Raw genomic sequence first — 12,748 nt, forward strand, 5'->3', positions numbered from 1 at the left:
GGAACGGCCCGTCTGGCGGTGCTGCGGGACTAGACCCCGTAGTACAGCTCGAACTCGAACGGGTGCGGGCGCTGCGCGAGGGGCTTGATCTCCTTCTCGCGCTTGTACTCGATCCAGGTATCGATGAGCTCCTGCGTGAACACGCCGCCCTGGAGCAGGAAGTCGTGGTCGGCCTCGAGGGCGTCGAGTGCCTCGCCGAGGGTCGCGGGGACCTGCGGGATGAGCTTCGCCTCCTCGGGGGGCAGCTCATAGAGGTCCTTGTCGACCGGCTCGTGCGGCTCGATGCGGTTCTTGATGCCGTCCAGGCCCGCCATCAGCTGAGCGGCGAACGCGAGGTAGGGGTTGCCGGAGGCGTCGGGCGCGCGGAACTCGATGCGCTTCGCCTTCGGGTTGGTGCCCGTGATCGGGATACGGATGGACGCGGAGCGGTTGCCGGCCGAGTACACGAGGTTGACCGGCGCCTCGAAGCCCGGGATCAGGCGGTGGTACGAGTTGACCGTCGGGTTCGTGAACGCGAGGACCGCGGGGGCGTGCTTGAGCAGGCCGCCGATGTACCAGCGCGCGACATCCGAGAGTCCGCCGTAGCCGTTCTCGTCATAGAACAGCGGCGTGCCGTCGTTCCACAGCGACTGGTGCGTGTGCATGCCCGAGCCGTTGTCGCCGAAGAGGGGCTTGGGCATGAATGTTGCGGTCTTGCCCCACTGCTCGGCCGTGTTCTTGACGATGTACTTGAACTTCAGGATGTCGTCCGCCGCGTGCACCATCGTGTCGAAGCGGTAGTTGATCTCGGCCTGTCCGCCGGTGCCCACCTCGTGGTGCGACCGCTCGAGGATGAGGCCGGCATCGATCAGCTTGAGGCAGATGTCGTCGCGGAGGTCGGCCTGCTTGTCGACCGGGCTGACGGGGAAGTAGCCGCCCTTGTAGGGCGTCTTGTTGCCGAGGTTACCGCCCTCCTCGACACGTCCCGAGTTCCACGCACCCTCGACGGAGTCGACGGAGTGGAAGGCCGCGTTCTGCGTGACCTCGTAGCGGACGTCGTCAAAGATGTAGAACTCGGCCTCGGGGGCGAAGAACGCCGTGTCGGCGATGCCGGTCGACGCGAGGTACTTCTCGGCCTTCTTCGCGACCTGGCGGGGGTCTTTGGAGTAGATCTCGCCGTTGCGCGGGTTGTAGATGTCGAAGACGAGGATCAGTGTGCGCTCGACGCGGAACGGGTCCACGTAGGCGGTCGTCACGTCGGGGATCAGCTGCATGTCCGATTCGTGGATGTTCGCGAATCCGCGGATCGAGGACCCGTCGAAGAGCTGGCCGACGGAGAAGAACTCTTCGTCGACAGTCGAGGCGGGGATGTTGAAGTGCTGCTGGACACCGGGGAGGTCGGTGAACCGGATGTCGAGGAACTTGACGTCCGTGTCCTTGATGAACGTGAGCACCTCGGAAGAATCTTTAAACATGCAAAGGTCTCCAATGGCGTAACGGGTCGCTGCTGAACGCAGCTGCTCCAGGGTAGTGACGGGGGGTTTCCCCACCGTGTCCCTGTTGTTTCCGGCATGTTACGGCGCCGGGCCGGACCGCCGCGCCCGCTCCGCTGTCCCGAGGCCGCTGCGAGACTCCGCGGATAAGATCGAAGGATGTCAGCCGCCGATCGCAGGACCTTCGCCGACGCCGCCCCGAGCGAGTACCCGGGGGAGCGCCTCGGCCTCCCCCGCGAGGGCCGGCTCTCGATCGGACGTCCGGGACGCCGCATCGCCGCCCTCGCCGTCGACTTCGCGGTGTCCGCCTTGCTCTCGCTGGCCTTCTTCGACTACGACCGCTGGGCGAGCCTGCTGCTCTTTATTGTGCTGCAGGTGGTCTTCATCCCCACGATCGGCGGCAGCGTCGGCCACCGCCTCCTCGGCATGCGCGTCGTCCGGCTCGGTGGTGGCTGGGTCGGTGTGTGGCGCCCGCTCGTGCGCTCCGTGCTGCTGGCGGTGCTCGTTCCCGCGCTCGTCTGGGACTCGGACCAGCGCGGCTTCCACGACAAGGTCGCCGGCACAGTGCTCGTGCGCTCCTAACGGATGCCGTGCCTGGCGAACATCAGCGCGGGCGCTGCGACCGCACCTTGAAGGGGTCGACGCCCTTCGGGATCGGCAGCGAGGTGTTCAAGGAGGAGAGCCGGTTCTTGACCGCGATCACCTCCGCCTTCGTGAGGACCTTCTTCGTCTTCGCGAGGCGGCGCGGTACCCGATGCAGCGGCGTGGCGTCGGCATCCGGGCCGACAGTCACGAACGTGACGGGGACGTTCGGCAGGATCCGCGACACCTTGCGCCGTTCGTCCTCCAGCATCCGCTTGGTTCGGGAGGCGGGACCCTCGGCGATCAGCACGACGCCGCCGCGCCCGACCGCGCGGTAGACCGCGTCCTGGGTCTTGCCATTGACGGCGACGGGCATCTCGCCGCCGGTCCAGGTGCCGCGCAGACCGCTGCGCAGGACCGCGCCCACCGCTCCGGGCTGCCCGGCGATCTGGCCGTAGGCGGCGCGCTCGGCGCGACGGGAGAGGACCGCGAGACCGGCGACCAGGCCCGCCATCACGCCGACGACGATCCACAGCGCGATCACGAAGCCGTTGCCGTTGCCGAGCAGGATTCCGAGGAGCACGCCCAGCAGGACGGGGAGCAGGAGGGCGAGGAGGATGATCCACACGGCGCTGCTGTCGTAGCGGCGGGTCATCTGGAACACCTGCCACATCTGCTTGAGACGTCCGGGTTCCTTGGCCGCCTTCGTCGACGGTTCCGTGCTGCGTGCCATGACCACAAGGATACCGAGCGGGAGCTCCGCGGCCGACCGGGAGAGAGATCCGGCTCCTCCACAGGGGTGAACTGCGTCGTTCTCTCCACCGATCGGGGAGAGCACTCCCCGCGCTGCGTGGCAGCCGGGCAGGCTCTCCCCATGATGAGCAGCGGGACGGCCCAGGGCCGGATGCACGGCGCCGGCCGGATGGACGGGGAGAAGCGCCCGCCCGTCACGCCCGCCTCCGACGACCCCGGGTTCGCGTCGCGGGTCCTCCGACGCCGGGAGGCGGAGGAGCTGCGGAGCGTGCCGGTCGCCGTTCTCGCCGAGCATCGGCATCGCGAGCGTATCGTTCGCATGGAGCCGCGGCACGGTAAGCGCAGTGTGCTGACCTCTCCTGCTGTCGTCGCCGTCCTCGAGCAGTTTCTGACGGCCGGGCGGACGATCGGGCCGGGTGCCGCGGTGACCCTCCTCGCACCTGTGGTCGGTGCTGTGCGTTCCGCCGCGGCCGAGGGCATCTGGCTCGCTCCGACAGCGGACGACATCGGCCTGACCGAGCAGGGCCGCCCGGTGCTGCTGCTGACGACCCCGGCCGTCGACACTCCACGGGAGGCACGCGAGTCACTTCAACGAGTTCTGGAGCGTGTCGGCCCCCACTGCCCGAAGCTTCCCGTCGCGGCCCTCGCCCGGCATCGCGATCTGCTGGCGCTGGAGGGTACGCTCTACGGGCTCGCCGATCCGCAGGGCATCGGGGAGGAAGTGCGCGCTCTTCGGGCGAGCGCAGGGGCCGGCATCCGGCCAAGCGCCGCATCGGTGCCGCTCGGTAGGCACCGACGCGTGCATCCGCTCGACGGTTGGCCTGATCGCGCGCGTGCCCTCGCGGTGCGGCGACGGGGTCCGCTGGCCACGGCACTCGTGATCCTGCTGGGTGCAGTACTCACCGGGATGCTCGCCGGGTCTCCGGACGAGCTGCGCGCTGCCGGCGCGGCGGACTCGGTGTCGACGAGCAGCGGCACTCCGTACCCGACGGTAAATCCGTCGCTGCCCCCGACTCCTGCTGCACAGGCTGTCCCGGCCGCGCTCGAGGCAGAGGAAGCGGCGGAACTCCTGCTCGCCGCTGCACGAGCATGCGAAGACCACAGCTGCACCCGGCGCCTCGTCACTGCGGACTCTCCGCTCGGTACGGTCGGCGACGGAGTCGCCGACCGCCTGCCCGCTCACGGCGACGTATCGGCGGTCCTCGCCGACGTGAACGGAGCGTCGGCAGTGGTCCATCTCGGAACACCGCCGGGAACAGCAGCGGCCTCCGTCCTGATCATCAGGACGGAGGCCGGCTGGCTTATCCGCGACGTCTATGCCGGAGCGACCCCATGAGAGGGCGGCTCAGCGCGGGCAGCTCAGATGCCGAGGTCGTTCTCGAACGAGCCCTCTTCGAGGCGCTCCTTGATCGCGACCAGGAAGCGCGCCGCGTCGGCCCCGTCGACGGTGCGGTGGTCGTAGGAGAGCGCGAGGAAGACGGTCGAGCGGATCGCGATGGCGTCAGCGCCGTCCACCTGCACGATGGCCGGCTTCTTGGTGACGATGCCGGTGCCGAGGATCGCCGTCTGCGGGAGGAAGACGACGGGGGTGTCGAACAGGGCACCGCGCGAGCCGGTGTTGGTCAGCGTGAAGGTGCCGCCGGCGAGCTCGTCGGGCTTGAGCTTGTTGTTGCGGGTGCGCTCGGCCAGGTCCCCGATCGTCGTGGCGATTTGTGCGAGGTTCAGCTCGGACGCATTCTTCAGGACCGGAGTCAGCAGGCCGCGCTCGGTGTCGACGGCGATGCTGATGTTCTCGTGGTCCGGGTAGACGATCGACTCGCCGTCCAGCGTCGAGTTGATCACCGGGTAGGCCTTGAGCGCCTCCGCGGCCGCCAGAGCGAAGAACGGGAGGAAGGACAGCTTGGCGCCGGTCTTCTCCTGGAAGCTCGTCTTGACGGAGTCGCGGAAGCGGGCGACGGCGGTGACGTCGACCTCGATCACCGATGTGAGCTGAGCACTGGTCTGCATCGACTCGACCGCGCGCTGAGCGAGCACCTTGCGCAGACGCGACATCGGCTGCGTCGTGCCGCGCAGCGGCGAGGTCTCGAGCGGGGTGCGGGCGAGCGTGGCGGCGGCGCCTGCCGGAGCCGGCACCGGCGCGGCGGGAGCCGACTTCGCGGCCTCGACCGCATCGAGGACGTCCTGCTTGCGGATACGGCCTCCGACGCCGGTACCGGTGAGGGTCGAGAGGTCGATGCCGTTCTCGCCCGCGAGCTTGCGCACGAGGGGGGTGACGTAGCCGGGGTTGGAGTCAGTCGGCTCCGGCGAGGCGGCAGGCGCAGCAGCCGGAGCGGGGGCCGCGGCAGCTGCCGGAGCAGGAGCAGCCGCAGGCGCAGGCGCAGGCGCAGGCGCAGACGGAGCGGGAGCCGCGGCCTCGGGGGCGGCGGGCTTCTCGGCCGCCGGTGCGGGCTCAGGCTCGGCCGGAGCGGGACCCTCGGCGTCGCTGTCCGCGTCGACCGACGGCGTCGCCTCCTCCGTCGGCTCGGTCTCAGCGGCCTCGACCTCGGGGGTCTCCTGCGTCGAAGCCTCGGGCTCGGCCGAGGTCGTGGCTCCGGAACCGTCCCCGATGCGGACCAGCTCGGCGCCGACCTCGACCGTCTCGTCCTCCTGGACGAGGATCTCCTCGATCACGCCCGCGATCGGCGACGGGATCTCGGTGTCGACCTTGTCGGTCGAGACCTCGAGCAGGGGCTCGTCCACCTCGACGCGGTCCCCGACGTTCTTCAGCCAGCGGGTGACCGTTCCTTCCGTGACACTCTCTCCGAGTGCCGGGAGGCTGACGGATTCGCTCATGAGCCTGTCTCCTTAAGACGCTTGTGTTTCCATGTTCAGCTTAGTGATGCGGACGCGGCGGGTCGCCGCCCCGCAGTGGTTCTACAGAGCGTGCAGCGGCTTCCCGGCCAGCGCGAGGTGCGCCTCGCCGAGCGCCTCGTTCTGAGTGGGATGGGCGTGCAGGTGGGGGGCGACGTCCTCGGGGTGCGCTTCCCAGTTCACGATGAGCTGGGCCTCGCCGATCAGCTCGCCGACCCGCGCGCCGACCATGTGGACACCGACGACGGGACCGTCGAGCACGCGCACGACCTTGACAGAGCCCGTCGTGCCGATGATCGTGCTGCGGGCGTTACCGCCCAGCCCGTAGTCGTACACGGCGACGCGCTCAGCGCCGTACTCGGCGATCGCACGCGCCTCACTGAGGCCGACGGAGGCGACCTCCGGGTCGCTATAGGTCACCTTCGGCACGTTGACATCCAAGACGACCTGCGGGCCGAGCCCGGCAATCTCCTCCGCTACGAAGATCCCCTGCTGGAAACTCCGATGCGCGAGCTGCAGGCCCGGAACAATGTCGCCGACGGCGTACACGCCGGGGACGGAGGTCTGCAACCGCTCATCGGTGAGGACGTAGCCCCGATCGAGGCTCACGCCGACCTCCTCCAGGCCGATGTCCGCGGTCACCGGGCCGCGGCCGACGGCGACGAGCAGCACCTCACCCTCCACGGTGGCGCCGCTCTCGAGCGTCACCGAGACGCCGCCCTCGCCCTGCGAGACCGAGGCGACGCGAGATCCCAGCTGGAAGGCGATCCCGCGCTTGCGGAAGGCCCGCTCAAGCTGCTTGCTGACGCTCTCGTCCTCATTGGGGACGAGGTGGGGGAGGGCCTCGACGATCGTCACCTCTGCTCCGAACGAGCGCCAGACGCTGGCGAACTCGACGCCGATCACTCCGCCGCCGAGAACGACGACCTTCGCGGGCACGTGAGCGAGCTCGAGCGCCTGGTCGCTCGTGATGATGCGTCCACCGATCTCGATCCCGGGGAGCGTCCGCGAGGCGGATCCCGTGGCGACGACGACCGACCCGCCGTGCAGCACGTGCTCACCCACCGTCACCGTGCCCGCCGCGCTCAGACGACCCTCGCCGGAGACCACGGTGATGCCGCGCGAGGACACGAGACTCTGCAGACCCTTGTACTTGCCCGCGACGACGCCCTCGCGGTAGCGGGTCACTCCCGCCATGTCGATGCCGGCGAAGCTCGAGAGCACACCGTACTTGCCGCCCTCTCGAGCGCCGTCCGCCAGCTCTGCGGCGTGCAGGAGTGCCTTGGTCGGCACACAGCCGCGATGCAGGCAGGTCCCGCCGAGCTTGTCGCGCTCGACGAGCGCGACGCTCATCCCGAGCTGCGACGCCCGCAGGGCGGCCGCGTACCCGCCGCTGCCACCTCCGAGCACGACCAGGTCGTAGCGCTCTTCCGACACCCAGTGACTCCCTCGCGACGTGCGGTCCCGCTGCCCGGCCGACCTGATCCGGCGCACAACGCTCGGCGGATCGGGAGGAGGGACGAGGCGGAATCTCCCGCCCTGTCGACCCTACTACGCGCTCGCGAAGCCCTCGGCCAGTGCGATCAGCGCTCGGACGGAGGCGCCGGTGGCACCGGCTCCGGTGAAGCCGTAGCCGGTTCCTCCGTTGCTCGAGGGCCCGGCAATGTCGAGGTGCGCCCACGGAATCCGGGTCGCGTCGTCTCCCTCTCCGCGCGTGCCGACGAACTCGCGAAGGAAGTGGCCGGCGAGCAGCATCCCGCCGGCGATGTTGCCCGGCTTGACGTTCGCGATGTCGGCGATCTCGGAGTTGAGCAGCGGTCGCAGCTCGGCGGGAAGGGGCATCTGCCAGAAGGTCTCACCGGCCGTGCGAGCAGCCTCGAGGACACTCGCGACGAGCTCGTCATCGCCGAGGATGCCGATGGTCCGGTTGCCCAGGGCGACGACCGAGGCCCCGGTCAGCGTGGCAACATCGACGATCGCATCAGGCTGCTCCTCGCTCGCGGCAACGAGGCCGTCGGCGAGCACCAGGCGACCCTCGGCGTCGGTGTTCAGCACCTCGACTGTGGTCCCGCCGCGAACCGTGAGCACGTCGTCGGGCCGGATCGCCGTGCCCGAAGGCAGGTTCTCGGCAATGCAGAGCCACGCGGTCGCGCGCAGCGGCAGGCCGAGCTCGGCGATAGCGCGGACGACGGCGTAGACAGTGGCCGCTCCCGCCATATCGGTCTTCATCCCGATCATCGACATCGGCGGCTTGAGCGAAAGTCCGCCGCTGTCGAAAGTGATGCCCTTGCCGACGAGCGCGAGGTGAGTGCTCGCTCCCTCGGGCGAGTAGACGACCTTCACCAGTCGCGGCGGGCGGGAGGAGCCGCTGCCGACGCCGAGAATGCCGCCGAACCCCTCCTCAGCGAGGGCCTTTTCGTCCCAGACGGTGACCTCGAGGGGCAGCCCCTCCGCGCCGGACTGCACGGCCTCGGCGAGTGTCTTGGGGTAGAGGTGCGACGGAGGAGTGTTGACCAGGTCCTTGACCGTCGAGACGGCGCGGCCGAGCACGAGTGCACGGTCGAGGACGGCGGTGTCGGCGGTCTCGGGGGCGCCCAGCAGGACGACGCGCTCGACAGCCGGCTTCACCGTCGCGGCGGTGGTGCCCCGGAAGGCGGTGAAAGCGTAGGAGCCGAGAGCCGCGCCTTCCGCAACGGCGGCATGAGTGCCGTCGGAACCGGCGGGAAGCGCCAGGGCGACGGAGGCGGAGCCGGCCAGCAGGCGGACAGCGGCCCCGGCGGCGCTGCGCAGGGCGGTGTCATCGGGCTCCGCCGAGCCGAGGCCGACGAGGACGACCACTCCCGCGCGGACCGAGGACGGCACGCGGACGAGCGTGTCGGCGGCACCGGTTGCGCCCAGCGCGCTGAGCGCGGAAGCCAGCTCCTCGAAGCCCTCTGCGCCGACGAGTCGAGGACCGTCAGGCCCGGGGGCGACGCCCAGGACCAGGGCGTCGGTGTCGATGTCGGAGGCGGGGACGCTCGAGTACTCGAGAGAGGAGAGGGGCATGGCGGCAATGCTAGGCGCTGTTCGCTGAGGGCTCAGCGGACCCGGCCGGAGCGGGGAGACCCCCGTTTACACTGGACCCATGCTGGATCCGGAAGACCTGTTCGAGATCGAGGGCGACCTCTCCGAGATCCCGCGCGGGCTGCACCTCGTCGCGGGTCTGACCGGCTCGGCGGACGCCGGCGGCGCGGTGGGCCAGCTCGGCGAGTACCTGTTCCAGACACTCGAACACCGCCAGGTCGTGGTCTTCGACCAGGACCAGCTCCTCGACTACCGTGCTCGGCGTCCCATCATCACCTTCGACCAGGACCACTTGACCGACTACCGACCGGCGATGCTTCGGCTCTCGCTCGCGCACGACGAACTGCATCAGCCGTTCCTTCTGCTCACCGGTTTCGAGCCCGACTTTCAGTGGGAGCGGTTCACCCGGGCCGTGGTCTCGCTGATCGAGCGCCTCGACGTTGCGTCGACGACCTGGGTTCAGGCGATACCGATGCCGGTGCCGCACACGCGGCCCGTCGGAGTCACCGTGAGCGGCAACCGCGAAGACCTGATCGACGCGATGTCGGTGTGGAGGCCGCACACGCAGGTCCCCTCGAACGTCCTCCACCTGCTCGAGCTGCGCCTCTACCAGCGCGGTCTCGCCGTCGTCGGATTCGCGTTGCTGATCCCGCACTACCTCTCGGACACCGAATACCCGCAGGCGGCCGTCGCGGCGCTCGAGAGCATTTCGGCCTCGACCGGTCTGATCTTCCCGACCGATCGCCTGCGCGAAAGCGGGCGGGAGTTCCTCGGCAAGGTCGACGAGCAGGTGGGCGGAAACGAGGAGCTGCACACACTGGTCTCGGCCCTCGAGGCCCGCCACGACACCTACATGGAGGGGACGAGCCTGCGCTCGCCGCTCACCGACGAGGACGGCTTCGTTCCCAGCGCCGACGCCATCGCCGCTGAACTCGAGAAGTTCCTCGCCATCCGACGCCCCGGCGAGGAGCCGACCGCCCCCTGAGCGGCCGTAGGATCGGATGAGTGCGGAATCGTCGAGCCTGGTTCGTCTTCAGTGCCGGAGCCTTCGCCTACCTCGTAGCGGTCCTGGACCGCACAACACTGGGCGTCGCCGGAGTGGACGCGGCTGAGCGGTTCGGGGTGGCGGCCGCCGTCCTCTCAACGCTCGCCGTCGTCCAGCTGATCGTCTACGCCGGGATGCAGATCCCAGTCGGAATCCTGATCGACCGATTCGGTCCGCGGACCCTCATCCTCTCGGGCACCGCCCTGATGATGGCCGGACAGGTCGTGGTCGCGCTCGCACCGAACATCGGTGTTGCGATCCTCGGCCGCGTCCTACTGGGAGCGGGCGATGCGGCTATCTTCACCTCGGTGATCCGCCTGATCGTCACCTGGTTCAGCGGGCCGATCGTGCCCCAGCTCTCCCAATGGATCGGAAACATCGGCCAGGTCGGCCAGATCCTCTCCGCTCTTCCGTTCGCGGCGGTTCTGCACACCTTCGGCTGGGAGCCGGCGTTCCTCTCGGCCGCGGGCTTGGGCGCCGTGGCCTTCCTCGGCGTCCTCCTCCTCATCGCCGATGTCCCGCCGCGCACCGAGCCGATCGTTCTCGTACCGCCGACACTCCGCGCGACGATCGCGCAGCTCGGAGTGAGCATGCGACGGCCGGGGACGCAGCTCGGCTTCTGGTCGCACTTCGTGACGCAGTCCTCCGGCACGGTGTTCACGCTCCTCTGGGGCTACCCGTTCCTCGTCTACGCGATCGGCCTGCCGCCCACGGTCGCGGCACCAACACTCACCATCGTCGTGATCGCGGGGATCATCGTCGGGCCGGTCCTCGGGATCCTGACCGCGCGCCACCCGACGCGGCGCAGCAACCTCGTACTCGGCATCGTCTCGGCGATGGCCGTCGCCTGGACCGTCGTGCTGGTCTGGCCCGGCGTCCCGCCGTACTGGCTGATCGTCCTCCTGCTGATCGTCGTAGGCGCGGGCGGCCCCGGGTCGATGATCGGGTTCGACTTCGCCCGCACCTTCAATCCCGCGAGGAGCCTCGGCGCGGCCAACGGCGTCGTGAACGTCGGGGGTTTTCTCGCCAGCTTCACGATGATGTTCGCGATCGGCCTGATCCTGGACGCGCTCGCGGGCCCGGGTGCCGCCTCCGCGCAGACCTATGCGTTGGAGCACTTCCGCCTGGCGTGGTGCGTGCAATACGTGGTGATCGGAGCCGGAGTCGTGGGGCTCCTGCTCGCGCGTCGCCGGACCCGCCGTCGTCTCGCGGAGGACGAGGGAATAACAGTGGCCCCGCTATGGGTTGCACTCAATGATCGTCTGCGCCGCGGCCGCGCCGGGCGATGACCATCGTCTTCGCCGATTCGCCGATCCGAAAACTCAGCCGTCGTGTAGACATACTGTCCCCAGGAGCGGTCCGGATCCCTCGGACCGAGTCCCACTCGCGCCGCACCGCACGGCTGCACTACTCAGACGTGCAATAATTGTCAATAGGACCCGTTCGGGTCGAGGAGCACCAGGCCCACGTCGGGCGTGCGACGTCCTCGACTTGACATGGGTCCTCGTAATGCCCACCGACGGACGACGCCTTTCCTGGCGCCGCCCGCCTCCGGGTCGCAACGGATGGAGAGGTGCCGCCATGGCCACCAGAGCTACCAAGACCGCAACGCTCGACGCCGTCGACGACGACGCGACGACGACCACGAAGAAGCCCGCGGCGCGCAAGCCCGCGGCGAAGACCACGGCGGCCAAGAACGCCGCCGCCAAGACCACGCGCTCGCGCGCCACCACCAAGGCGGCTGCACCGGCGGAGACCGACGAGGAGCCGACAGGCCCCACCGAGCCCGACGAGGCCGAGGTCGCGGAGGACGAGGAGACCGAGGTCGTCGTCGAGGACACCGAGACCGAGGCCAAAGACGACACGGAGACGCCCGAGGCTCCGGCCGCCGTTGCGACCGCTCCGGTCGAGCCGCTCCCCAGCGGTGCACTCGTCCTCTCGTTCGGCGGCGAGGACGACGAAGTCCCCGTCTACTCGACCGCGATCACCGGCGCCACCGCCGATCCGGTCAAGGACTATCTCAAGCAGATCGGCAAGGTCGCGCTCCTCAACGCGGCCGAGGAGGTCGAGCTCGCGATGCGCATCGAGGCCGGCCTGTTCGCCGAGGACAAGCTCGCCAACTCCAGCGAGCTCAGCCCGGAGCTCGTCCGCGAGCTGCGCTGGGTGGCCAAGGATGGGCAGCGCGCGAAGAGTCACCTGCTTGGAGCGAACCTCCGACTCGTCGTCAGCCTTGCGAAGCGCTACACGGGTCGCGGCATGCAGTTCCTCGACCTGATCCAGGAGGGGAACCTCGGTCTGATCCGTGCCGTCGAAAAGTTCGACTACACCAAGGGCTTCAAGTTCTCGACCTACGCGACCTGGTGGATCCGCCAGGCGATCACCCGAGCGATGGCCGATCAGGCGCGCACCATCCGCATCCCGGTGCACATGGTCGAGGTCATCAACAAGCTCGCCCGCGTGCAGCGCCAGATGCTGCAGGACCTGGGTCGCGAGCCCACGCCCGAGGAGCTCTCGCGCGAGCTCGACATGACCCCCGAGAAGGTCATCGAGGTGCAGAAGTACGGCCGCGAGCCGATCTCGCTGCACACTCCTCTGGGCGAGGACGGCGACAGCGAGTTCGGCGACCTCATCGAGGACACCGAGGCGGTCGTCCCGGCCGACGCGGTCGGCTTCACCATGCTGCAGAAGCAGCTGGAGTCGCTGCTCGACTCGCTCTCGGAGCGCGAGGCCGGCGTGATCCGCATGCGCTTCGGTCTCGGCGACGGCATGCCGAAGACGCTCGACCAGATCGGCGATACCTTCGGTGTGACGCGCGAGCGCATCCGGCAGATCGAATCCAAGACGATGGCCAAGCTCCGCCACCCGTCCCGCTCGCAGTCGCTCCGCGACTACCTCGAGTAGGCCGGTGATCCGCTATGCGCCGGCGGTCCTCCTCGGGAGGGCCGCTCGGTTCGCTGCGCGGCTCCGCAAGCCCGGCGGAGGG

At 69.3% G+C, this 12,748-nt stretch carries 10 protein-coding genes; 5 read left to right on the plus strand and 5 right to left on the minus strand.

Annotation, left to right across the window (positions count from 1 at the left end; all coding sequences use genetic code 11):
* Positions 1 to 29 precede the first annotated feature (29 nt).
* The gene (gene glnA, locus C5D07_RS10830) at positions 30 to 1,454 is read right to left on the minus strand and encodes a type I glutamate--ammonia ligase (protein ID WP_068253230.1); all 1,425 of its coding nucleotides are present in this window, start codon (positions 1,452 to 1,454) and stop codon (positions 30 to 32) included.
* Between the two features lie 177 nt (positions 1,455 to 1,631).
* Here glnA and C5D07_RS10835 point away from each other — a divergent pair, with 177 nt between their 5' ends.
* A complete protein-coding gene (locus C5D07_RS10835) occupies positions 1,632 to 2,054 on the plus strand; it encodes an RDD family protein (RefSeq protein WP_068253228.1) in 423 nt (140 codons plus the stop codon).
* Between the two features lie 22 nt (positions 2,055 to 2,076).
* Here the strand turns inward: C5D07_RS10835 and C5D07_RS10840 are convergent, their stop codons facing one another.
* Positions 2,077 to 2,787, minus strand: a complete 711-nt coding sequence (locus C5D07_RS10840) for a DUF4191 domain-containing protein (RefSeq protein WP_068253225.1) — start codon at positions 2,785 to 2,787, stop codon at positions 2,077 to 2,079.
* 141 nt (positions 2,788 to 2,928) lie between these two features.
* On the opposite strand from C5D07_RS10840, the gene C5D07_RS10845 reads away from it, so the two are divergent.
* Entirely contained in the window at positions 2,929 to 4,143 is a 1,215-nt protein-coding gene (locus C5D07_RS10845) for a hypothetical protein (protein WP_146076656.1), read from the plus strand.
* Positions 4,144 to 4,166: 23 nt separating this feature from the next.
* Here the strand turns inward: C5D07_RS10845 and sucB are convergent, their stop codons facing one another.
* The 3 genes from sucB to C5D07_RS10860 form a co-directional block, all read right to left on the minus strand.
* Positions 4,167 to 5,639, minus strand: coding sequence for a 2-oxoglutarate dehydrogenase, E2 component, dihydrolipoamide succinyltransferase (sucB, locus tag C5D07_RS10850; protein WP_104259345.1), 1,473 nt, complete (start codon positions 5,637 to 5,639; stop codon positions 4,167 to 4,169).
* Positions 5,640 to 5,720: 81 nt separating this feature from the next.
* On the minus strand, positions 5,721 to 7,094 hold the full coding sequence (lpdA, locus tag C5D07_RS10855) for a dihydrolipoyl dehydrogenase (RefSeq protein WP_104259346.1): 1,374 nt from the start codon (positions 7,092 to 7,094) through the stop codon (positions 5,721 to 5,723).
* Positions 7,095 to 7,208: 114 nt separating this feature from the next.
* On the minus strand, positions 7,209 to 8,702 hold the full coding sequence (locus C5D07_RS10860; protein WP_104259347.1) for a leucyl aminopeptidase: 1,494 nt from the start codon (positions 8,700 to 8,702) through the stop codon (positions 7,209 to 7,211).
* 79 nt (positions 8,703 to 8,781) lie between these two features.
* On the opposite strand from C5D07_RS10860, the gene C5D07_RS10865 reads away from it, so the two are divergent.
* The 3 genes from C5D07_RS10865 to C5D07_RS10875 all read left to right on the plus strand — a co-directional run bounded on the left by C5D07_RS10865 (position 8,782) and on the right by C5D07_RS10875 (position 12,666).
* Positions 8,782 to 9,705 (plus strand): proteasome assembly chaperone family protein, encoded by a 924-nt coding sequence (locus tag C5D07_RS10865; RefSeq protein ID WP_068253212.1) that lies wholly within the window; start codon positions 8,782 to 8,784, stop codon positions 9,703 to 9,705.
* A gap of 20 nt (positions 9,706 to 9,725) precedes the next feature.
* Positions 9,726 to 11,054 carry an MFS transporter gene (locus tag C5D07_RS10870; protein WP_104259348.1) on the plus strand — a complete coding sequence of 443 codons (1,329 nt, stop codon included), beginning with the start codon at positions 9,726 to 9,728 and terminating at the stop codon, positions 11,052 to 11,054.
* A gap of 292 nt (positions 11,055 to 11,346) precedes the next feature.
* Positions 11,347 to 12,666: an RNA polymerase sigma factor gene (locus tag C5D07_RS10875; protein ID WP_068253207.1), complete on the plus strand. Its 1,320-nt coding sequence runs from the start codon at positions 11,347 to 11,349 to the stop codon at positions 12,664 to 12,666.
* The last annotated feature ends 82 nt before the right edge of the window (positions 12,667 to 12,748 follow it).

This window comes from Rathayibacter tritici (genome assembly GCF_002932875.1).
Classification (GTDB): domain Bacteria; phylum Actinomycetota; class Actinomycetes; order Actinomycetales; family Microbacteriaceae; genus Rathayibacter; species Rathayibacter tritici.